At 67.0% G+C, this 22,223-nt stretch carries 12 protein-coding genes and 2 tRNA genes; 4 read left to right on the top strand and 10 right to left on the bottom strand.

Going from position 1 to position 22,223, the window contains the following annotated elements; genetic code table 11:
• Positions 1-238: 238 nt before the first annotated feature.
• Complete coding sequence (locus BACI349Y_RS07200) at positions 239-1,027, top strand: PspA/IM30 family protein (protein ID WP_159631531.1); 789 nt, start codon at positions 239-241, stop codon at positions 1,025-1,027.
• A gap of 88 nt (positions 1,028-1,115) precedes the next feature.
• Positions 1,116-2,543: a cryptochrome/photolyase family protein gene (locus tag BACI349Y_RS07195; protein WP_159631530.1), complete on the top strand. Its 1,428-nt coding sequence runs from the start codon at positions 1,116-1,118 to the stop codon at positions 2,541-2,543.
• Positions 2,544-2,567: 24 nt separating this feature from the next.
• Here the strand turns inward: BACI349Y_RS07195 and BACI349Y_RS07190 are convergent, their stop codons facing one another.
• The 5 genes from BACI349Y_RS07190 to BACI349Y_RS07170 all read right to left on the bottom strand — a co-directional run bounded on the left by BACI349Y_RS07190 (position 2,568) and on the right by BACI349Y_RS07170 (position 8,457).
• Positions 2,568-3,500: a cytochrome b/b6 domain-containing protein gene (locus tag BACI349Y_RS07190; RefSeq protein ID WP_159631529.1), complete on the bottom strand. Its 933-nt coding sequence runs from the start codon at positions 3,498-3,500 to the stop codon at positions 2,568-2,570.
• 139 nt (positions 3,501-3,639) lie between these two features.
• Positions 3,640-3,713 (bottom strand) — tRNA-Met (locus BACI349Y_RS07185).
• 166 nt (positions 3,714-3,879) lie between these two features.
• Positions 3,880-3,953, bottom strand: a tRNA-Met gene (locus tag BACI349Y_RS07180).
• A gap of 118 nt (positions 3,954-4,071) precedes the next feature.
• Positions 4,072-7,026, bottom strand: a complete 2,955-nt coding sequence (locus BACI349Y_RS07175; protein WP_236560754.1) for a UPF0182 family membrane protein — start codon at positions 7,024-7,026, stop codon at positions 4,072-4,074.
• A 219-nt stretch (positions 7,027-7,245) separates the two neighbouring features.
• On the bottom strand, positions 7,246-8,457 hold the full coding sequence (locus BACI349Y_RS07170) for a YlbL family protein (protein WP_442858399.1): 1,212 nt from the start codon (positions 8,455-8,457) through the stop codon (positions 7,246-7,248).
• 136 nt (positions 8,458-8,593) lie between these two features.
• Between BACI349Y_RS07170 and BACI349Y_RS07165 the strand changes: the two genes are divergently transcribed.
• Positions 8,594-10,024 carry a zinc-dependent metalloprotease gene (locus tag BACI349Y_RS07165; protein WP_159631527.1) on the top strand — a complete coding sequence of 477 codons (1,431 nt, stop codon included), beginning with the start codon at positions 8,594-8,596 and terminating at the stop codon, positions 10,022-10,024.
• A 59-nt stretch (positions 10,025-10,083) separates the two neighbouring features.
• On the opposite strand, the gene BACI349Y_RS07160 is transcribed toward BACI349Y_RS07165, so the two are convergent.
• From BACI349Y_RS07160 to nudC, 3 genes are read right to left on the bottom strand one after another with little or no spacing between them, the layout of a single operon-like run.
• A complete protein-coding gene (locus tag BACI349Y_RS07160; RefSeq protein WP_364397589.1) occupies positions 10,084-10,743 on the bottom strand; it encodes a M48 family metallopeptidase in 660 nt (219 codons plus the stop codon).
• The gene (locus BACI349Y_RS07155) at positions 10,740-12,875 is read right to left on the bottom strand and encodes an ATP-dependent DNA helicase UvrD2 (protein WP_159631526.1); all 2,136 of its coding nucleotides are present in this window, start codon (positions 12,873-12,875) and stop codon (positions 10,740-10,742) included. Before BACI349Y_RS07155 ends, BACI349Y_RS07160 begins: the two co-directional genes overlap by 4 nt.
• 55 nt (positions 12,876-12,930) lie before the next feature.
• The gene (gene nudC / locus BACI349Y_RS07150; protein WP_159631525.1) at positions 12,931-13,953 is read right to left on the bottom strand and encodes an NAD(+) diphosphatase; all 1,023 of its coding nucleotides are present in this window, start codon (positions 13,951-13,953) and stop codon (positions 12,931-12,933) included.
• Positions 13,954-14,095: 142 nt separating this feature from the next.
• Between nudC and BACI349Y_RS07145 the strand changes: the two genes are divergently transcribed.
• Positions 14,096-15,367, top strand: a complete 1,272-nt coding sequence (locus tag BACI349Y_RS07145; RefSeq protein ID WP_159631524.1) for a macrolide 2'-phosphotransferase — start codon at positions 14,096-14,098, stop codon at positions 15,365-15,367.
• A gap of 59 nt (positions 15,368-15,426) precedes the next feature.
• Here the strand turns inward: BACI349Y_RS07145 and BACI349Y_RS07140 are convergent, their stop codons facing one another.
• Together BACI349Y_RS07140 and BACI349Y_RS07135 are read right to left on the bottom strand one after the other, a co-directional pair.
• A complete protein-coding gene (locus tag BACI349Y_RS07140; RefSeq protein ID WP_159631523.1) occupies positions 15,427-18,930 on the bottom strand; it encodes a UvrD-helicase domain-containing protein in 3,504 nt (1,167 codons plus the stop codon).
• Positions 18,927-22,157 (bottom strand): ATP-dependent helicase, encoded by a 3,231-nt coding sequence (locus BACI349Y_RS07135; protein ID WP_159635330.1) that lies wholly within the window; start codon positions 22,155-22,157, stop codon positions 18,927-18,929. The genes BACI349Y_RS07140 and BACI349Y_RS07135 overlap by 4 nt, the downstream gene beginning before the upstream one ends.
• Between the last annotated feature and the right edge of the window lie 66 nt (positions 22,158-22,223).

The following is a 22,223-nucleotide window of genomic DNA, read 5'->3' as shown; positions in this document are numbered from 1 at the left end:
GCTGGGGCGGCGGGGGCGGCGTGGGTGACGGCGGCGGCGGTGGAGGAGGGGGTGGTGACTCCGGCGGCTTCGGCGGCGGCGGCGACTTTGGCGGCGGCGACTTCGGTGGCGGCGACTCCGGCAGTTTCTAGAGACTTCCGCCGGATACGCCGGAAGATCCCGGCGGGCGGACAGACGCAGTACACCACTGTGCACCGGTTCCAGTGGTCAACACAGAGCAGGACGAAAGGCAAACACCATGGTTAAGCAGTCCATTTTCGGCCGGATCGCGCAGCTGGCGAAGGCGAACATCAACTCCTTGCTGGACAACGCCGAAGATCCGCAGAAGATGCTGGACCAGATGGTCCGCGACTACACCAACAACATCGCCGAAGCCGAGTCCGCCGTGGCGCAGACCATCGGCAACCTCCGGATGCTGGAAGACGACTACAACGAGGACATCAACAACGCCCGCGACTGGGGCAACAAGGCACTTGCCGCCTCCCGCAAGGCTGACGAGTTCCGCGCGGCCGGCGACGTAGCCGACGCCGAGAAGTTCGACAACCTGGCAAAGGTGGCCCTGCAGCGCCAGATGGCGGCCGAAAGCGAAGCCAAGGGCGCAGAGCCGAGCATCGCCTCCCAGCGCGAGGTAGTGGACAAGCTGAAGACCGGCCTGGACCAGATGAAGAACAAGCTCAACCAGCTGACCAGCAAGCGCAACGAGCTTGTTGCCCGGTCCAAGACGGCAGCGGCACAGTCACAGGTCCACGACGCCATCAAGAGCATCGACATCATGGACCCCACCAGCGAGGTGGGCCGCTTCGAGGAAAAGATCCGGCGCGAAGAGGCCAAGGTCCGCGGGCAGCAGGAGCTTGCAGCCTCCAGCCTGGACGCCCAGTTCAACCAGCTGGAGGACCTGGGCGAGCAGACGGAGATCGAAGCCCGGCTGGCGGCCCTCAAGGCCGGAAACTCCAAGCCTGCCCTGGGCGCCGCAAGCCCCGCATCGTCCGAATCGACCGTCGACGAGGCCGACTTCGACAAGCTCTAAAGTTCGGGGCACCGCCTCCAGCTGAAGACGCAATGGCCGGGACCGTGGTCCCGGCCATTGCTCCGTCCGCTGTGTGTAGCGTGGTGCCATGACTTCTTCTGATGGCACGTCCCTGGTTTGGCTGCGCGATGACCTGAGGTTGGACGACAACCCTGCCCTCGCAGAGGCCGCCGGCCGGGATGCGCCGCTGACAGTGGTTTACATCCTGGACGAGGAGTCCGACGGCGTGCGTCCCCTCGGTGGGGCAGCGCGCTGGTGGCTGCACCACTCCCTGGCCGCACTGTCCGCCGACCTCGAAAGCAAGGGATCCCGCCTGGTACTCCGGCGTGGTCCCGCCGGCAACATCATCAGGGACCTTGCCATCCGGACGAAGGCAAGCCACCTTTTCTGGAACCGCCGTTACGGGCAACCCGAACGGACAATCGACGCCGGGCTCAAGGACTGGGCGGCCGGGAACGGGATCGAGGCCGCCAGCTACCAGGCGAACCTCCTCTTCGAGCCCTGGACAGTGAAGACCGGGGCGGGCGGACCCTACAAGGTGTATTCGCCCTTCTGGCGCGCGTGCCTGGCATCCCAGGACATCCGTGACCCCTACGAGGCGCCGGATGCGCTGCCCGGCCCCGCGCCTGCCGGGAAGGGACTGCCCGGCAGTGACACGCTCAGCAGCTGGCAGCTCCTGCCCTCCAAACCCGACTGGAGCGCCGGGCTGGCCGCCACGTGGGTGCCCGGCGAAAAAGGGGCCCAGGAGCGGCTTGAGGACTTCCTTGACGGTCCCATCGAGGAATACGGCACAGGCCGGAACCTGCCCGGCACCGAGGGCACCAGCCGGCTCTCACCACATTTGCGCTTCGGTGAGGTGAGCCCGTTCCGCGTGTGGCGCGAGATTCGCCGCCGGCATCCCCGCAAGGTTCCTTCCGACGTCGGCACCTACCGGGCCGAACTGGGCTGGCGGGAATTCAACTGGCACCTGCTGTACCACAACCCCGACCTGGCGACCCGGAACTTCCGGCCCGCCTTCGACAACTTCCAGTGGGCCTCCCCCAGCCGGCAGGAGCTCGCCGCGTGGCAGCAGGGAAACACCGGCTACCCGCTGGTGGACGCCGGAATGCGGCAGCTGTGGCAGACAGGCTGGATGCACAACCGGGTGCGCATGGCCGCCGCGTCATTCCTGGTCAAGAACCTCCTGACCGACTGGAGGGTCGGGGAGGAATGGTTCTGGGACACCCTGGTGGATGCCGATGCCGCGAACAACCCCGCCAACTGGCAGTGGGTGGCCGGCTCGGGGGCGGATGCCTCGCCCTACTACCGGATCTTCAACCCGGTGACCCAAAGTAAGAAGTTCGACGCCGACGGCCGCTACCTGAGGGCGTTCATCCCCGAACTCCGGGAGCTCAAAGGCAAGCAGATCCACGAACCGTGGGCGGCGGACACCGATGGATACCCCCAGCCGCTCGTGGACCTGCCCGAGTCGCGGGAACGGGCCCTGGACGCCTACCAGAAGCTCAAGGACGCCTGACGCCGCCCTGGTGGCGCCGCTCCGTCAGCGGCTGACCTTGCCCATCAGGGACGCGATGGGCCTCAGGAAGACCGGCCGGGCCAGGAACCAGGCCGCCACCATGACCGCCACGGAGGCGAGGAATACCCAGAAGCCAAACCAGCCGTCGTCGTCGCGGACCCCGTACATGTGGTTCAGGTTCCGCAGTGCGCCCGTGGCGAGCACCAGGAAGACGTGGACCACGATGAAGGCAACAAAATAGATCATGACCGGGAAGTGGACGGCACGGGCCCATTCAATGGGGAACGCCTTGTTGAGGCCGGCTGCCTTCTTCGGCCAGGCTCCGGACATCCGCAGGCCCGTGATGAACGACAGCGGCGCTGCGATGAAGACGGTCACGAAGTATGCCAGCAGCTGCAGGGCGTTGTAGTTGATCCAGCCGTCCTCGGTGGGCCAATCCAGCGACGCGTACTGCAGCGCGGCTGACAGCGCGTTGGGGAAGACGTCCCAGCTGGTGGGGACGATGCGCATCCACTGCCCGGTGGCCAATAACAGGACCGCGAAGATGAGCCCGTTGAGGATCCAGAGGGCATCCAGGGTCAGGTGGAACCACAGCTCGAGGCTGATCTTGGTGGGCGCGTTCCTGGTGCGGATCAGGCCCTTGTTGTTCCTGGTCCAGTACCCGCTGGGCCGGGTGGTGGTCCGGACCTGCCACCCCGTGCGGATGATCAGGAGCAGGAAGAACGCATTGAGGAAGTGCTGCCAGGCCAGCCAGGCAGGGAATCCCACGGGCGCGTTGTCCGGAAGTTCGGACCGGCCCGGATAGTCGGCGACAAAGGACGCCACGGCCGGCAGCCCAATGAGCAGCCTGGCCAGCAGCACCACCACGACCAGTGCCACGAGGACGGCGGGAACCATCCAGTAAAGCCGGGACCGCTTACCCGTCGCGGAGCCGGGCTTCTTCGTGGGTGTGGCCATCGAACAACATACCTCTCAGGAATGACGGGGGGCTGCCCGCAGATCGCGGGACCCTTCGAAAGAGAATACTAGGAACTGGGCGCATCCAAGGAAAGGAAAGGCCCCGACCGGCGTAACTGCCGGTCGGGGCCTTCATAAGTTGCGGGGACAGGATTTGAACCTGTGACCTCTGGGTTATGAGCCCAGCGAGCTACCGAACTGCTCCACCCCGCGTCGCTTGATCAACACTACCCTACTTTCGCGGCCGCCCTGACCACCTCTCCTCGAACCCGCCGTCACCGGTGAACCCACCGTGAAACCACAGCACCCGGGAAAGGCAAAAGACCCGGACAAAGCAAAAGACCCGGACATTGTTTCCAATGTCCGGGTCTTTCCTCAGTTGCGGGGACAGGATTTGAACCTGTGACCTCTGGGTTATGAGCCCAGCGAGCTACCGAACTGCTCCACCCCGCGTCGCAAGAACTACTTTACCGGGAGGTGAACCGCAGGCCAAATCGTGGCGGCGTGACGTCCGTTACGCCGGCCCGGCACCCGGCCCCGCGGGGACCGGGCGCCGGGTGCCGCCGTCGTCCTACTGCCCTGCGGACGGGGACGGGGACGGTGACGGCGAGGACGAAGGCGACCCGGAGGCAGCGGGGGCCGGGCTGGCCTCCGGAGCCGTGACCGGAATCTTGGCCTCGGCGTCCATCGCCTTCTTCAGCGCGGCCGCAACCTTCTTCTGTGCGTCGCCATAGGCAGCGAAGTCGCCGGCTGCGAGCGCCGTTTGGCCTGCCTGGATGGCGGAGTTCGCCTCGTCCAGGGCCGCCTTGAGCTGCGCCTTGGCGTCCGCCTCTGCGGGCGTGGCAGGCGCTGAAGGACCGGCCGGCGTCTGGCCATTGTTGGCCGAATCCCCCGCGGCTGCGCCGGAATCCCCACCGAAGAGCTGCTTGAGGGCTGCATCAAGGGTGGGCGCGAAGCCCACCTTGTCGCCGAAGGCCACCAGCACGCGCTGCAGCGTGGGGTATGACGTCTCACCAGTCGACTTGAGGTAGACCGGCTGGACGTACAGGATGCCGCCGCCTACCGGCAGGGTGAGCAGGTTGCCGTTCAGCACGTCGGACGCGCCCTGCCGCAGCAGGTTAAGTGCCTGCGACACGGTGGGGTCCGAGTTGAACTTGTTTTGCGCCTGCCCCGGACCGGGCACCTGCGTTTCCGGCGGGATCTGCAGCAGCCGCAGCTTTCCATACCCGTCAGCCTTCACGCCGGCCTGGTTGCCTGCATCCGAATCAGCGGCGAGGAAGCCGTACAGGACGTTGCGCGCATTACCGTTTACGATCTGCGGGATGAAGGACGACGTCAGCTGGAACGCCGGCTTCTGCTGGTCCGGCATCTGCAGCGACATGTAGAACGGCGGCTGCTTTACGTCGGTGTCCACGGTGGGGTCAGCCGGCGTGCTCCAGGCGTCGTTGTTCTTGTAGAAGCTGGTGGGATCGGTGACGTGGTACTGCCCCAGCAACTCGCGCTGGACCTTGAACAGGTCCTCCGGGTAGCGCACGTGGCTCATCAGTGCACCGGACATCTCCGAATACGGCTTCAGCGTTGAAGGGAAGACCTTCTGCCAGGCCTTGAGGACGGGGTCGGTGTCGTCCCAGGCATACAGGGTGACCGAGCCGTCATACGCATCCACCGTCGCCTTGACGGAGTTGCGGATGTAATTCACTGTGCTGTTCGGCAGGGCCACGGCGCGGCCGGAACTGGTCTGGGAATCAGCGGTGGCATCGGACAGCTGCTTCTGCTGCGAGTAGGGGAAGTATTGGCTGGTGGTGTAGCCGTCCACGATCCACTTGACGCGGCCGTCCACCACAGCCGGATACGCGCCGCCGTCAACAGTCAGGTACGGGGCCACCTTCTGGACACGCTCGCGGGGGTTTCGGTCGTAGAGGATCTGCGACTCGGGGTTCACGCCATCGGAGAGCAGCAGGTCCGAGGACTGGAACTTGATGGCATAGAGGATCTTGTTAAAGAACGAGCCAACGTTCGGCCCGCCGTTGCCCTTGAAGGTGTACTGGGTTTCCCCTTCCCCTTCCTTGCCGGAGGGACGGTCCTGCTCGCGCGGCGTGGCGCCGTCCGGCGCACCCACGATCGAGTATTCAGGCGAGGATTCACCGAAGTAGATCCGCGGTTCGTAGGTGGTGTCGTTACCCAGGACGCCGGTGGACGGAATGCCGGACTGCAGGAACTCAGGCTTGCCGTCGACGGTGAACTTATTGCCCTTGGCCGCCACCACACCGTAGCCGTGCGTGTATACGACGTGCTGGTTCAGCCAGCCCTGCTGGTTGGTGGCCACGTTCGTGGGGTTCAGCTCCCGCACCGCGATCACGGTGTCCTGGATCTTGCCGTTCACCTCATAACGGTCCACGTTGAGGGCCTTGGGGAACTGGTAGTACGGGCGGTACTGTTCCAGCTGCGCAAAGGCGTCGGAGATCAGGTTCGGGTCCAGGAGGCGGATGTTCGCCGTGGTCTGCGCGTCGGGTGCAAGCGCCCCGGTGTTGGCAGTGTTGGTGGCGTCGTAGCGGGTTTCCTGGATGCCGTCCAGGCCGTAGGCCTTGCGCGTGTTTTCGATGTTGCGCTGGATGTACTTGCTTTCCAGGGTCTGCTCCGACGGGCGGACCTGGAACTGCTGGATGACCCACGGGTAGACGCCGCCGGCCAGGATGGAGGTGATGATCAGCATGGCTGTGCCGATCACGGGCAGGCGCCAGCGGCCGATGACGGCAGCAACGATGAAGAGGATGGCCACCAGGACGGCAGCAACGGCGAGGATGGCCTTGGTGGGGATGACGGCATTGACATCGGTGTAGAGCGCACCGGCCCAGCGGCCGCCGTTGCTCTGCACGGACGAATAGCGGTCCAGCCAGAAGTTGACGCCCAGGAGCACCAGGAACGCGGCGCCGGTGACGGCGATGTGGATCTGCGCTGCCCGGCTGGTGAACACGCCGCGCTCCATGAGCCGGATGCTGCCGTACAGGTAGTGGGTGAGGATGCCGGCGATGCCTGCGATCACCACCACGCTGATCAGGAACCCGGTAACGAACCCGAGGAACGGCAGGGTCATCAGGTAGAAGCTGATGTCCATGTTGAACTGCGGATCGGGTTGGCCGAAGCCCACCTGGTTGAAGAACAGCAGGACTTTCTGCCACTGGCTCGCGGCTGCGCTGCCCGCGAAGAGTCCGAAGAGAACCGGCAAGCCGATCATGACAATCCGGCGGACCGGCTCAAGCTGGGCCTGGTACCGGTTGAGGTTGTCCCGGACCTCAGAGTCCGGGGCGTAGACGGGCCGGGCGTTGTAGGCAATGCGGATGGAGAAGAAAACCGCCGCGAACATGATGGCGAAGCCGGCCGCGAAAGTGGCGATCTTGGCAAGGTTTTCGGTGATGAAGACCTCGAGGAAGCCCAGCTGCCGGTACCAAAGGACGTCGGTCCAGACGTTGGCGAAGAAAATGAAGCCCACTACCACCAGGGCAACGACGATGAGGGTGGGCGTCAAGGCTCCCCGTCGCGATGGGGGCCTTCCTGTGGACGTGGTGCTGGCGGGACGGGACAAACTGGGTACCTCATAGCTGGTCGTCGAAACATTCGAAGCGTGCGAGCGACGTACGGTACCGGTCAAACGGCTGGTTTCGTCCGTCATCAGTGCCACGAGTGGCGGTAAAGCTTAGTTCCTGTCGAAACTGTTTGGGCCCAGTCTATGCATGGCGCAGGCGGCCTATTTGCCCGTGCACGCCGGAAGTGCGGATGTGTCCTGCCCGCTCCCGGTCAGTTCCACCGCGTGCCGTGCTTCCGCGAGGTTCTCCACGCGGACCACCTGGAGGCCGTCCGGGATGTGTCCGGCAACCTCGTCGCAGTTGGCGGCGGGCGCCAGGAACAGGGACGCGCCGGACGAGCGCGCACCCCGCATCTTCTGGCCGATGCCGCCGATGGGTCCCACCGCACCGTCCGGTGAAATGGTGCCGGTTCCCGCGATGTGCTTGCCGCCGGTGAGGTCGCCCGGCGTCACCGTGTCGATGATGCCCAGCGAAAACATGAGTCCGGCGCTGGGGCCACCCACCTTGTCCAGGGAGATCTGCACCTGGAAGGGGAAAGTGAACAGGTACTTCAGCATGACGCCGAGAATGAAGCGGCCCTGCCCGTTGTCCTTGGGCGTCACCTCGAGGGCAACAGGCTGGCCGGCCCGTTCCACCGTCACCGCGGCCGGGGCCCCCTTGCCCGCAGCCAGTTCATCCTGGATGACGGAAAGTGAGGTGATTTCCTTGCCGTTGATGGACTTGAGGATGTCCCCCTGCTGGATCTTGCCCGCAGATGCCGAGTCCTTGGACAGCCCCGCGGCCTGGAGCTGCTGGCCGAAAGGAATCTTGAGTTCGTTCAGGGCGGAGGCCACCGCGTTCTCCTGGGACGTGGCCATGGCCACCGCGCTCTGTTCCTGGGCCTCCTCCTTGGTGGTTCCCGTGGGATAGATCAGTTCCACAGGGTAGACGGCCTTGGAGTTGTCCAGCCACGCGGAGAAGGCGTTGAGGATGCTGACGGAGCCGGTGGGGCCGCCGTCGACGTACACCGTGGTCAGGTCCAGGCTCCCGGCTGCGGGATAGGTCTCGTGGCCGCTGACGTTGATGACCGGATGCCCCTGGCTCTCCCCCAGCGTGTTGTAGGTGGGCCCGGGCGACTCGATCACGTAAGGCACCGGAAGGGTGCCCACGGCAATCCCCAGCCCCAACGCCGCCAGCCCGGCAACCATCATGGTGGAAAGCCGCCTGCCCGGGCGTCCGCCGTCGGCCGCCCTGGCGCTGCTGCCCGCGCCTGCCACGCCGCTTCCGCCCGGGCCTTCCGGCGGACTGCCGGCCCCAAAGGGGCCGGGGCTGGAGAAGGGGGAAACATCGGGAACGTGGTCCTCGGAGGGGTGTCCGCCACGGGTTGTAGTCACCCCACCAACAGTACGCGGTGGCGGCGCGCCGGGGCGCTTTGCCTAGAGCGAACGACGGCGGCGGGCGGCAGACAGCCGACCCCCACCGGGGTACCGTGAAGGTTGATCAACAGTCACACCATCGATCGGCGGGACCATGACCTCCAACCCACTCAATCCGTCCAACGGCGACGACACCCCTAAGGATCCGTTGACCGAAATGCTGCAGAACCTGATGGGCGGCAAGGGGATGGAAAACTTCGACCCCTCCGAACTCGCCAAGGCTGCCGGCCTGCCGGACGACCCCAACCTGCTGGCCCAGATGTTTTCCCAGGTGCAGGCCATGATGAGTGCACCGTCCGAGGGCCCGGTCAACTGGACGCTGGCCCATGACAACGCCCGGCGCGTTGCCGCCGGCAGCTCCGACCCGTCGGTTTCGGCCCAGCAGTCGCGGGAGGTGGACGAAGCCCTCCGCCTCGCCGAGCTGTGGCTGGACCCGGTCACGGACCTGCCCGCCACCGGCCTGATCGGCAAAGCCTGGTCACGCGCCGAATGGGTGGAGGCCACCCTGGGCACCTGGAAGCGGCTGACCGAACCCGTGGCCAACAGCATCGCCAATGCGCTGTCCTCCGCCATGACGGAGCAGATGCCGGAGGAGATGAAGTCCATGATGGGCGGCGCCTCCTCCATGCTGCAGAACATGGGCGGCGCGATCTTCGGCATGCAGCTGGGCCAGGCCATCGGCGCCCTGTCCAAGGACGTGGTGAGCTCAACCGATATCGGCGTCCCGCTGGCCGACCTTGAAATGGCACTGCTGCCGGCAAACGTTGCCGCCTTCGGCGAGGGCCTGTCCCTGCCGGAGAACGATATCCGGCTGTTCCTTGCCGTGCGGGAAGCCGCCCACGCTCGGCTCTTCGTGCAGGTGCCCTGGCTGCGCAGACACCTTCTGGGTGCGATCGAGGCCTATGCCCGCGGCATCCACATCGACACCTCGCGCATCGAGGAACTGGCCCGCGACCTGGACCCGAGCAACCCGGAGGGCATCCAGGAGGCGTTGTCCCAGGGTGTGTTCATGCCGCAGCGGACCCCCGCCCAGGAACAGGCCCTGGAGAAGCTCGAGACGGCGCTCGCCCTGGTGGAGGGCTGGGTTGACGAACTGACGGCGGCGGCCACCGAGAAGGTGCTGCCGTCGGCCGGGGCGCTCCGGGAAACCGTGCGGCGGCGCCGGGCAACGGGCGGTCCGGCCGAGCACGCCTTCGCCTCCCTGGTGGGGCTGGAGCTGCGGCCGCGCAGGCTTCGAGATGCCGCATCCCTCTGGGCCACGCTGAAGGACGAACGCGGGATCGAGGGCCGGGACGCCATCTGGCACCACCCCGACCTGCTGCCCACGGCCGAAGACCTGGACGATCCGAAGGGCTTCAGCTCACGCCGCAAGCTGGCCGAGGCCAGCGACAGCGAAGTTGATGACGCCCTGCAGAAACTGCTGAGTGGCGGGTTTGACGATGCCTCCGCTGAAGACGGCGGAGCCGCGGACACCAAAGATGCCGGGGACAACGACGACGACGGAACCGGCCAGCCCAAAGGCTGACATATAGAGACCCAAAGAAAGACCCCGGTGGGCCAGGATTTCCTGGCCCACCGGGGTTTTCAGCATCCGATCGGTGTTCCGGACGTGGGCTGGCCGGCGACGCCGCTGCCGGCCGTGCCGTCCTTCTGCAGCCCCTCCAGCCCCCGGGACGTCGCGAACGAAACGCCCTCCAGGAATGCTTTGGCCCGCTGGGTTTCCGGATACGCCTCCAGCAGCTTCCAGAATGCGGCGTTGTGTGAGGCCACCAGGAGGTGGGCCAGTTCGTGCAACAGGACGTAGTCGATGACCCATTGGGGCATCGGCCGCAGTTTGTCCGACAGCCGGATGGTTCCGTCGGCCGGCGTGGCGGAGCCCCACCGGGAGTTCTGGTTGCTGACCCAGCGGACGGACGTGGGCGCCGGCCTGCCGCCGAGGTACTGTGCCGACAGCTGTGCGGCGTGGGCTGCAAGGGCATCATCGGTGGCGGGGCGCCGCCGCCCGGCTGCAGCCCGCCGCTCCCCCTGCTTGTGCAGCTTCGCCAGCATGCGCTGCACCCACTCCCGTTCCTGGGCAGCAGTGAAACGCGCCGGAATGGCGACCACCGCCGTTCCGTCCTCCCAGAATGCGGCTACCGTCCGCGTCCGCCTGGCAGAACGCCGCACCTCAACCGGAGAACCGTGGGATGTGGTCAGTGATGCTGCCTGCGGCGTGCCGCTGCTTGCCGGGCTGCCCCGCCTCACAGGACGGAACTTTCGACCAGGACCCGGAGGACGTCTTCACCGTACTTTTCGAGCTTTGACGGGCCGACGCCCGCGAGGCCGGCGAGCTCCTCCAGGGACGCCGGCCTGGCTTCGGCAATGGCGGTGAGGGTGGCATCGGTGAAGACGACGAACGCAGGGACGTCCGCCGACTGGGCCACCTCGCGGCGCCAGTTTCGCAGGGCGTCAAAGGTCTGTTCCTCGTACGTGGGGGGACAGGCGTTGCAGCGGCCCACCTTGCGTTCGGCCCCGGTGGCGAGCATGGTCCCGCAGACCCGGCACACAGCGGGCGCGGCAGCCTTCCTCCGGGGCGGGGTTCCCTTTCCGCGGGCACTTGAACTTGCCACCGAGTCAGGCCGCAGCCCGTCCAGGAACCGGGACGGCTTCCGGTTGGCGCGGCCGCCGGGAGTCCGGGCGGTGCTCCACGAGAGGGACAGGTGCTCACGGGCCCGGGTGATGCCGACATACAGCAGCCGGCGTTCCTCATCCACCGATTCGGGAGAATCCGCGAAGGAAATGGGCATCAGGCCCTCACTGAGCCCCACCAGGAAGACCGCGTCCCATTCCAGGCCCTTGGCTGCGTGGAGGGAAGCGAGGGTCACGCCTTGGACGGTGGGCGCGTGCTGGGCCAGGGAGCGTTCCTGGAGTTCGTTGACGAAATCGGCCAGGCCAAACCCGGCACCACGGTTTTGGACGAGTTCATCGGCGAGCGCCACCAGCGCCGCGAGCGACTCCCACCGCTCACGCAGGGCTCCCCCGCTGTGCGGGGCAGAATCCGTGTACCCGAGGGACGAGACGATGTCCCGGACCAGCTGGCCCAGGGGTTCCGGTGTATCGGTTTCGGAAACGGCCCGGGTGGCTGCGCGCAGCTGGAGGATGGCGTCCCGGACCTCCTTGCGGGCGAAGAAGCGTTCGCCGCCCCGGAGCTGGTAGCCGATTCCTGCCGCCGCGAGCGCCTGTTCGTAGGCTTCGGACTGGCCGTTGGTGCGGAAAAGGACGGCTACCTCGCTGGCGGGAGTCCCGGCGTCGAGCAGTGCCTTGATCTTCTGCGCCACCGTGGCGGCTTCGGCCTCGTCATCCGAGCATTCGGTGAACTGGGGCGCCGGGCCGGCGGGGCGCTGCGCCACAAGCTGAAGGGGAGCTGCCCAGGCGGCGTCAGCGGCAGGGCCACCACTCCGTCGGCCGGCCAGCAGGTCATTGGCCAGTTTCACCACCTGCGGGGTGGAACGGTAGTCCCGGACGAGCTTGACCACATTGGCCTGCGGATAGCGGGTTTTGAAGTCCAGCAGGTGCCTGGGCGATGCGCCGGTGAAGGAGTAGATGGTCTGGCTGGCGTCGCCCACCACGCACAGTTCGTCACGGCCGCCGAGCCACAGCTCCAGGAGCCGCTGCTGCAGCGGGGAAACGTCCTGGTACTCGTCCACGACGAAGTGCCGGTACTGTTCCCGGACCGTGGCAGCAACCTTCTCGTCCTCCTGCAGGATGCCCACCGTGATCAGCAGGACGTCCTCGAAGTCGATCACGTTGCGGTCCGTCTTGACGTCCTCATAGGACTGGAAAACGCGGGCCACCGCAGTAAGGTCGAACCCGCCGGGAGCGCCCCTCCCCTGCGCGTTTTCCAGGTAATTGGCGGGGGTAAGCATGGACACTTTGGCCCACTCGATCTCAGAGGCAAGGTCGCGGATGGAGGCCCGGTCCGTGCTGAGCCGGAGCCGCCGGGCGGCCTCGGCAAGCATCTGGGCCTTGTGGTCCAGCAGATTGGGCAGCGTGCCGCCCACGGCCTGCGGCCAAAAGAACTGCAGCTGGCGCAGGGCCGCGGCGTGGAACGTCCGGGCCTGCACATTTCCGGCACCGAGGTCGCGCAGCCGGCTTCGCATTTCTGCCGCCGCCCGGGCAGTGAAGGTCACGGCGAGCAGGCGCTGAGGGCTGTAAACGCCCGAGTGGACGCCATAGGCAATGCGGTGGGTGATGGCACGGGTCTTGCCGGTTCCCGCGCCGGCCAGCACGCACAACGGGCCGTTCAGCGTGCTGGCCACCTCACGCTGTTCTGCGTCCAGCCCCCCAAGGATCCGGTCCTCAAGGGAGGCTGCTCCGTCAAAATTTTCTGTAGTCACTTCTGCTGCTTTGTTTCTCGACTACCGCGTGCTGGAGTCTGGTGGATGGAATAACTTAGTCGCCGGTCCGGTCCTGGATCCGGCCGCCGTACCAGTGCTCAATGAGGGAGCGGGCAATGGAGAGCCTGCTGGAAATGGTGATCTCACCACTGAGCACCGCTTCCTGGAGTTCCTCGCGGCTGAACCAGCGGGCCCTGGTGACCTCCACGCCGTCGGGCGTTGCCTGGGCGTCCTCGGTGACGGCGGTAAATCCAAGCATAAGGGAGGCCGGGAACGGCCATGACTGCGAGCCGAGATACTGGCAGGCAGTGACCCGGACGCCGACCTCTTCCTGGATCTCGCGGACCACAGCTTCCTCCAAAGACTCCCCCGGCTCAACAAACCCGGCCAGGGTGGAGTAATTCCGGGCGTCCACGGGGCCACCCCCGCCAAGGAGCAGCCGGCCGCCCGGGCCGACGACCGTGACGATGATGGCGGGATCGGTCCGTGGATAGTGCTCAGAATTGTCGGCCGGGCAACGGCGTACCCAGCCGCCGGCTTCAACGTCCGTCGGTGTGCCGCAGCGGGGGCAGTGTGTGTGGGCTGCATGCCAGTTGGCGATGGCGCTGGCTTCCACGAACAGGGCTGTGGAGGTGGCGGTCAAGCCTGCTGCGACGTCACGGAAGCCGGCCCAGGACGCATCCGCGGGAATACCGGCGGTGCCGGGTTCCGGAGGTGCAGGCAGGACGAACAGCAGCAGCTCGGTCCCCGCCGGAACGTCCGAAGCAGGCAGGGCGGATCCGAGGTACACCACGAGCTCCGGCGCTGATCCCGCCGCTTTGAGGTGTGCCAGGAGTTCCCTGGCCCCGGTCAGGACCAGGTTGCTGCCGCGCACCAGGCCTTGCCGGCCTGAGAGTACTGCGGCCACCGCGTCCGGCCCGGCCAGCAGGTCATCAATCATTCCGGCCCTGATGCGGGCGGCTGATCCGCGGTCCACCAGTGCCGGCCTGACCGGCAGCAGGGTGTCCACCAGATGGTTCGCCGGCAACGGCGCCGGTACAGCCTGGTGGACGGTTACAGCGGACTCCGTGTGGCTCATGCTTCCACCGTACTGACTGCTACAGACATTTCACATTTCGGCCGGGCCCCATCGGCCCCGGGGTGCCCCCTAATTCCAGCTATCTGGAGACTCGCCGCGGCCAGACCGCCGTCAGGGACGGCGCGCAATCTACCGTGGAACGGTGAGAAGAAAACCGATTGAACTGGCGGCGATTGCAACCGCGGCAGTCCCCGGACTGACCCCGACAGCTGTTAGCTCTGCGCCGGACGACCCCGCGGACTTCGACTCGGCCCTGCTCCTCGATTCCGAAGGCAAGCGTTGGCGGGTCCGGTCGCCGCGGCACGCCGAAGCCAGCGCACGGCTGGAAACGGAGTTCCTGGTGCTGCGCGCCTTCGCTCCCGCTGTCCGGGCGGAACTGCCGTTCCTGATGCCAACGGTCGCCGGCAGTGTCCGGCTTGGAAGCCTGACCACCTTCGTCTACTCACACCTGTCCGGGAGCACGCGCAGCGTGGAAGAGCTGACCTCGGGACCGTCAGGGCTTGCCCGCGAAATCGGTTCCGCGCTGGCCGCGGTCCATGACCTCCCCCGGTCGCTGGTCAGCAATGCCGACCTCCCCAGCTACACGCCCAATGAGTTCCGCCAACGGAGGCTGAACGAACTGGACCAGGCGGCAACGACGGGCAAGATCCCCGCCGCACTGCTGCGCCGCTGGGAACATGCCATGGAGGACGTATCCCTCTGGCGGTTCAACCCCTGCGTTGTCCACGGCGACCTGCACGAGGACAACCTGCTGGTGGAGTCAGGCCGGGTGACTGCGGTAACCGGCTGGACGGACCTGCGCATCGGCGACCCCGCAGACGATTTCGCCTGGCTGGTGGCCTCCAACGAACAGGACTTCATTGATGCCGTACTGAAGTCGTACACGTCCAGCCGCCGCGACGTGCCGGACCAGCACCTGCTGCGCAGGGCCGCCCTGTCAGCCGAGTTTGCCTTGGCGCAGTACCTGGTCAAGGGCCTCGCGGCCGGCGACCACAACATGGTCAGCGAGGCCGAGGGAATGCTCGAAAGCCTTGCCAGCGACATCGCCGAATTCGGCGGCCAGCCGATCAGTGTGGAGCCGCTGCCGGCCAAAGGCACTCCCGCCGGACCGGCAGCAGCCGTACCGGCGGCGGCCGGAACGTCCGCTGCAGTCCCGGCCCCCTTGCATGGCAGTTCCGCGGTCAGTCCCGCAGTGACGGTCATCCCCGTCCCCGCCGAACCGGCAGCAGACACCACGCCGGATGTCCCGGCGCCGGCGGCAGTTCAAGCACAGCCCGCCGTCCACGTGGCCCCCATCCCGGCGGAGCCTGCCGCCACGGATGCTGAGGCCGCGGAGGTGCGGGCCGGTGACACCAAGGCGGCGGACGACACGTCCACGGCAGCTATCTCGGTCATCAACGCGAACCGGAGCTGATCCGGACAGGCCGGCCCCCTGAGGAACGACCGTGGCGTCCCTCAGGTGCGGGCGCGGCCTCAAGGCCGGGTAATCGCAGCGGCAACGATTCCTTCCAGGTCGGCTGCCGTCCCAAGGTCGTGCGGCCGCACTACCGCGTTGTCAGCAACGTAGAAGAATGCCGCCCGCACTTCCTCCAGCGGAACATCCTTGAGCCGCGCCCATGCCAGCCGGTAGACCGCCAGCTGCACCGCCCGGGTCTTCAGCTGCTGTGCGGACGGCCGCCGGCCGGTCTTCCAGTCCACCAGGTCCCAGCGGCCGTCGGCGTCCTGGAATACTGCGTCCACCCGTCCGCGGACCACCACTTCGCCCACCCTGGTTTCCACGGGAACCTCGACGAAGGCCGGTGACCTGTCAGCCCAGGGGGAAGCCTTGAAGGTGGCCACCATCTCATCAAGGTCGTAGGCAGCATCGATATGGTCGTCCGAACCCGGTGCTTCGCCGAGGTCCAGCATGCCGGCCTTTCCGAAATACTCCTCCACCCAGGCATGGAACGCCGTACCCTTCCGCGCCGACATGCCCGGTTCGCGCGGCACAGGGCGGCGCAGGCGGCCCAGCACTGCCGTGGGGTCGTCTCCAAGGTCAACAAGGGTGGAAGCCGATATATGGGTGGGCAGGTGCACGTCCTGGCCACCTGACCTCCTTGCCCTGCGATCCAGCAGCAACGCAGCTTCGCGTGCCCAGCCTGCAGCGGCCCCCGTGAGGCCTGGCAGTGGACGGCCTTCCTCTCCGGGCTTGCCCGCCTGCCCTGTCCCCCCAGTCCGAGGCGGCCGGGCGGAACCGGCGGCCAGTAGTCCGAGCACCTGCTGCGCCGCCGTTTCCATGGCCGTCCTGCGCCCGCCGGCCAGGCGCAGGCGTTCACCCGTGCGTGGGTCGACGGGTCCTTCAAGGGGATCGTAGGGCCAGCGGGCTTCTTCCGTCTCCTGCGTCAGCGGGCTCTGTTGGGGCAACGCTGCCTCTTCCAGCGAGAACGGATGGACTACAGCCGGCACCCGGGATCTGCCATCAGCCGGTTGCGTGAGGGCTTCCAGTTCCGCGAGGAACGGGGACATTTCCGCGCGACCGGCCCGCGATCCCACCCAAGCGGCACTGGACACCCACAGGACATGCTTGGCCCTGGTGTAGGCGACGTAAGCCAACCGCCGTTCCTCCGACTCCCCGTGGGCCTGCACGCCGGCTTTGTACTCTTTCTCGGCATCCAGCCAGCCTTTCTGGTCCGGCTGGTCGAGGTCCCACTGCGGCAGGTCTGCCCGGTCCCCACGCAGCGGCCAAGGCAGCGCAGCAGAGCCGCTGCTCCAGCGTGAATCCCGGTCGCTGGGGAAGGCGCCCGCGTTCATCCCCGGGACAAACACGACATCCCACTCCAGGCCCTTGGAAGCGTGCACCGTCAGCAGCTGCACGGCTTCCCGGTTGACGTCGCTGGCCGGCGCCTCCAATCCGTTTTCCTCCGCCGACGCAGCCTCAAGCCAGGACAGGAAAGCGAGGATGTCCACCCGTTGGGAGGTGCGGAGGAACCCTGCCGCCGCATCCTGGAAGGCGTCGAGGTTGCGGCGGGCCTGGTGGATGCTGATTCCGGGGCGGGCGGCCACCTCGATGTCCAGCAGCATGGCCCTTTCGACCTCCCCCAGGAGCGTGGTGAGGTCGTCCCCGAGGTAGCCACGAAGTTGCCGCAGCTCGGCTGACAACCTGGCCAGCCTGCTGCGCGCCTCCGTGCTGAGGGTGCGGCCATTGGACGAGGTCCATCCGTCCCGGGGCAGGAAGTCCAGGGCCTCCACCAGGCTGGCTCCGTCGGTCAGGTCACCCTCGAGGATGGGGGCATCTGCTTCGTCGTTGTCCTGGACGTCGTCATCGAACCCCTGCGCAGCCTTCCCCCGGCTGCGTGCCAGCTGGCCGGACCAGTCGCGCAGGGCCATGAGGTCGGCAGGTCCTATCCGCCACCGGGCACCTGCGATAAGCCGCATGAGGGCATCAGACCGGCCTGGGTCTGCAAGGACGCGCAGGGTGGCCACCAGGTCCACGATTTCCGGGGTGTCCAGGAGGCCGCCGAGGCCCACGATTTCATAGGGGATGCCCCGGGCCTCGAACTGCCGCCGGACGGGCTCCATCTGCGCGCGTCGGCGGCACAGCACGGCGAGCGCAGGGGGCTCCGGTGTACCGTCCGGCTTCAGCTCGAAGTCCGTCACCCGGTACCGCAGGACATCGTCAGCCAGGGCAGCAGCTTCCTCTACGTCGCTGGCGAAGCGCCCCAGCACCACGGTTCCGTCCACGGCGTGCGGGCTCGGTTGCAGCGGCGGTACTTCAGCAGCGGCCGGCCTGCTTCCGGCAGGTCCATGCTGCGCAGCTGTCCGGCCAAGGGATTGGGACATGACGTTGGCAGCTGCGAGGATCGACCGGCCGTTCCGCCATGCAGTGGTCAGGAAGGAGGTGGGCGCGGGCGCCCAGCCGGTTCCGTCCTCCGCTTCCCCGGTGCGCACGGGAAACTCGCGAACGAAGTGGAACAGCTGCCCCGCCGAAGCGCCGCGAAAACCATAGATCGACTGGTTGGGGTCGCCGACCGCCGTCACGGCATGGCCGCCGCCAAAAAGGCGGGAAAAGAGCACCAGCTGGGCATACGACGTGTCCTGGAATTCGTCGAGCAGAACCACTTTGTATCTTTGGCGTTCCATCTGGGCCGCCAAAGGAACATCCTGCGCCACCTTGGCAGCGAGGGCCACAAGGTCGCCGAAGTCGAGCGCCCCGCGGGCCCGTTTGGCGGCGGCGTAGCGGCCCACCATGTCGGCGACGCTTGCCCGGGTCCGCAGCATACCGCCGAGGTCCAGCGCCGCCTTTGGTGTGTTCCTCTTCTTGTCGGCCAGGTACGGCAGGGATTCAAACTCCGAAAGACGCGCCATCAGCCACGCTTCCACGTCTTCGGGTTCCTGAAGGTGTTCGGCGCATTCACCAGCCAGCTGTATGACGGCCTTGACCAGGGTGGACTTTGCGGCGCGGAAGTGCTGGTATTCGCCGTCGTAGGCTTCAACCACCTCGCTGGCCAGCTGCCAGGCCTGCGCACCCCCCAACAGAACCACGTCCCGCTCCACCCCGAGCCGCAGGCCGTAGTCGGAAACGATGCCGCTGGCGAATGAGTGGTAGGTGGACACTTTGGGCTCCAGGGCGTCGCTGCTGAGCAGCCCCGCCGGGAAGAGCTCCCGGTGGTCGTCCTTCGCGGCAAGGCGCTGCAGCGCCAGGAGTTTTGACCGGATCCGGCTGGCGAGTTCACCCGCAGCTTTGCGGGTGAAGGTCACGCCCAGGACTTCCTCAGGGGTAACCCATCCGTTGGCCACCAGCCATACCACCCGGTCCGCCATGGTGGCGGTCTTGCCCGATCCGGCGCCCGCGATGACCAGCCGGGGCGCCAAGGGCGACGAGATGATGGCGGATTGCTCGGGCGTGGGAGTGTTCTTCTCGCCGAGCAGCAAGGACAGTTCTTCGGGGCTGAAACGCACCGCCGGGGTGGCTTCCACAGCAGGCAAGGCCCCACTCATTCGGTCACCTGCCGTCCACGCACGCACAGCGGGCACACCTCGGGAAGACGGCAACCATGACCGCCGTGGCTGCCCTTGGCAGGATCGTGCCGGGCAATGAATTCACTTCCACCCATGACGGCTGCGGCCTCCTTGACCATGTCCAATGCCCAGTTCTCCTGTGGGTCGAGTGGTTCCTGCTGTTGGATCGCTGGACTTTTTGCCCCGGTCCCGAGCTGCGCCAGCACGGCCCCGCCGGACAGGCCCTGGCCGCCGCCGGAAGCGTCAAACCCGCCCGCGAGCACTGCTGCCTGGTACGCGCCCAGTTGCGGATGGCGGGACAGTTCGTCCTTGCCCGGCTGCCTCTTGCCGGTCTTGAGGTCCACCACTACCAGCCGGCCTTCCCCGTCGATCTCCAGCCGGTCCACCTGGCCGCGGAGCACGGCGTCCCGCGGCGGAGCTTCATCCACCGCCACCCCTCCGAGGGCCACTTCGAAGTCCTGTTCAACACCCAGCAGGCTGCGGCCCTCGTCCCTCATGGACAGCACATACTGCGCCAGCTTCCGCACCATGGACTCGGCACGCTGGAAGTCCAGCCGGCCCTCCCAATTGTCCTTCATGCCCAGCGCAGGCCACCGGCGCACGAGTTCAGCAACGTACTCGGATCCGGGTGCGTCCGGCATGTCCTGCGCGATGGCATGTACCAGGGTGCCCAGGCTGCGGGCGAAGTCCGTGGCAGGCTCCCCTCCCGCTGCCTGGACGAACCAATCCAACGGCGACTTCTGCACCGTCTCCACCTTCGACGGGGACACGGACACAGTTCCCCCGGGCGGGACCACAGCCTCGGATGTGGTCAGGGGGGCGAGTCCCCACCAGCTGCCAGGGTGGGCTCCTGCCACAGCTGGTTCGGCCGCTGCGAGCTGCGCCAGGATCCTGGCGGCTTCCGCCGCCTGTGGCGCCGCGGCATCGAGCTGGGCATGCTGCCTGAGCTCCGCCACCAGGGCGCGGAGTGTCATGGGCCGTTCCACCTGGGTGAAAGCCCGGCCCTCGGCTTCCGGCCCCAGGGGTGAAACAAAATCCAGGAACGACGACGGTTGGTGGTCCTCCGACGAAACCGCCGTGCAGACCAGCAGTTCGCGTGCCCTGGACACCGCCGTGGAGAAGCTGCGGAGTTCGTCATAGCGGATATCCCGCAGGCGGCTGAGGGGATCGCGCTGCAGGGCATATTGCGGGCCGTGTTCCACGGCGTCCGCGTACAGGGTGCTGCCGAGCAGTTCACCGCGGAGCCTCGTATTGGGCCACACCCCCTCCTGCAGCCCGGCAATGATCACCACGGGCCACTCCCGCCCTGCCGCGCTGGCCGGCGTCATCAACTCCACAGCGTCATCGAGCTGGGCCCGGGCGGCGAGGGTGTCCATGGGAAGCTCCTGGTTCAGGAGATACTCCAGGAACTGTTCCGGCCCGGCGCCGGGCATCTGGTCCACGTAGCGTTCCGCGGTGTGGAAAAGCGCCATCATCGCATCAAGGTCGCGGTCAGCCCGCGCCCCATGCGGTCCGCCCGACAAAGCTGTCGCTGTCCAGGCCGACGACAGGCCTGTTGAGTCCCAGAGCGCCCACAGTACCGACTCGGCGTTGGCCCCCGGGAGTCCGGCTGCTTCCCGCCCCGCACGGATCATCCGCGCGGTGCGCCGTGCTGCGCGCCCTTCGATCCCCAATGCGCCCAGCGCCCCCGGCTCAAGCAGGGCCTGGACCAGCAGCGCATCACTGGCGCGGCCCCCGCCGCCCAGGAGTTCCTCGCGCCGCAACGATTGCCGGAGCCTGCGCAGCTCAATGGAGGTAGCGCCGCCGATGCGGGAGGTGAGGAGGGACACCGCGGCTTCGGGCGTCAAAAGCTCCGGATCCAGCGCAATGGCGAACGCATCGAGGAGCGGACGTACGGCTACCTCATCGCGCACCGCGGATTCAGCCACGGGCACCCGTACGGGAATGCCCTGCCCGGACAAATAGCGCTGCAACTCGCTGACCTGGCCGCCGTTGCGCACGATCACTGCCATGTCCGCAAGATCACGGTTGTGGTTGATGTGCTGGTCCAAAATCCGCTGCGCAACGTACCGCAGCTCATGCACCGGAGTAGGGACAAGGTGGGCCTCGACGCTGCCGGGATCGCCGGCATCTCCGGGCCGGCTGAGGCGGCGGGCCAGTTGGCCGCCTGCCCGCTGCGAGATTCGGCCTGCGACGTTCAACCACGCCTCTGCCACTGCAGGCGCCAGGCCGTGGGCATGCCACAGCGGACGCTCGAGGACAGCCGATTGTGCTGACAACAGCCGGGGCAGTTCAGCCACCAAGTCCGGCCGGGCGCCCCGGAACCCCTGGACCACAGTGTCCGGGGACGACGTCACGTAGCAGTCTTTACCGGCGGCGATATCCGCCAGCAACTCGAAGATGGCCGGGTTTGCTTCCTGGATATCGTCCACCAGGACAACCTGCAGCCTGGCACGTTCCGCGGCAAGGAATTCCGGCGCGTCCTGGAAGATCTGCCGGGCGGCCGTGATGATGCCGGCGGGGTCAAAGGCTTCGGGCATCCGCAGGTCAAGGACGTCCCGGTACTCGGCGTAGAGGCGCGCCGCCGCCTTCCAGTCCGGCCGGCCACAGGCGTCCGCCAGTTGCGCAAGGTCTTCAGCCGTGCGGCCCGATTCAATGATGCGGTCAAAGAGTTGCCGCACCTCCTGGCGGAACCCCCTGGTTTCCAGGGCGCCATCAAGATCGGACGGCCACGGCAGTTCCAGGCCGGGCAGCCTGTGGCCCTCAAGGAGTTCCTTGATGATGAGGTCCTGTTCGGGGCCCGACAACAGGCGCGGCGGCCTGGACAACGGTATAACGCCTTCAGCCTTGGCGCGGCGGATCAGGTCGAATGCGTACGAGGCCCATGTCCTGGCAGGAGTGGTGCTGAGGCTCCTGTCCAGCCGGGCAGTGAAACGGTCCCGCAGGAAGTCGGCAGCAAGCCGGGTGGGCGCAAGGATCAGCATGCGTTCCGGATCCACGCCGTCGCGGAAGACCCGCTGAACCGCGGCCTCGACGAGGACGGTGGTCTTTCCCGTGCCTGGTGCACCCGGAACCAGGACCGGTCCGGAGCCTTGGGTGACGTCAACCGCTGCCTGCTGGTCGGGTGTCAGCAGGAGTGACTCGGCGTGCACCCGGCGGGGCGGCAGCAACCGGAGGGCACTGCCGCCGTCCGGGCTTCCGGGCATGGGGAAAGCCGGCTCCCTGCCTGCTTCCGGCTCCTGCCGGTGCGGGTCCCAGGGTCCGGTCAAAGG

The organism is Arthrobacter sp. 8AJ (assembly GCF_902506025.1).
Taxonomy (GTDB): domain Bacteria; phylum Actinomycetota; class Actinomycetes; order Actinomycetales; family Micrococcaceae; genus Arthrobacter.
The sequence above is the reverse complement of the archived record's forward strand: the minus strand, read 5'-3'. Positions and strand labels throughout refer to the sequence as shown.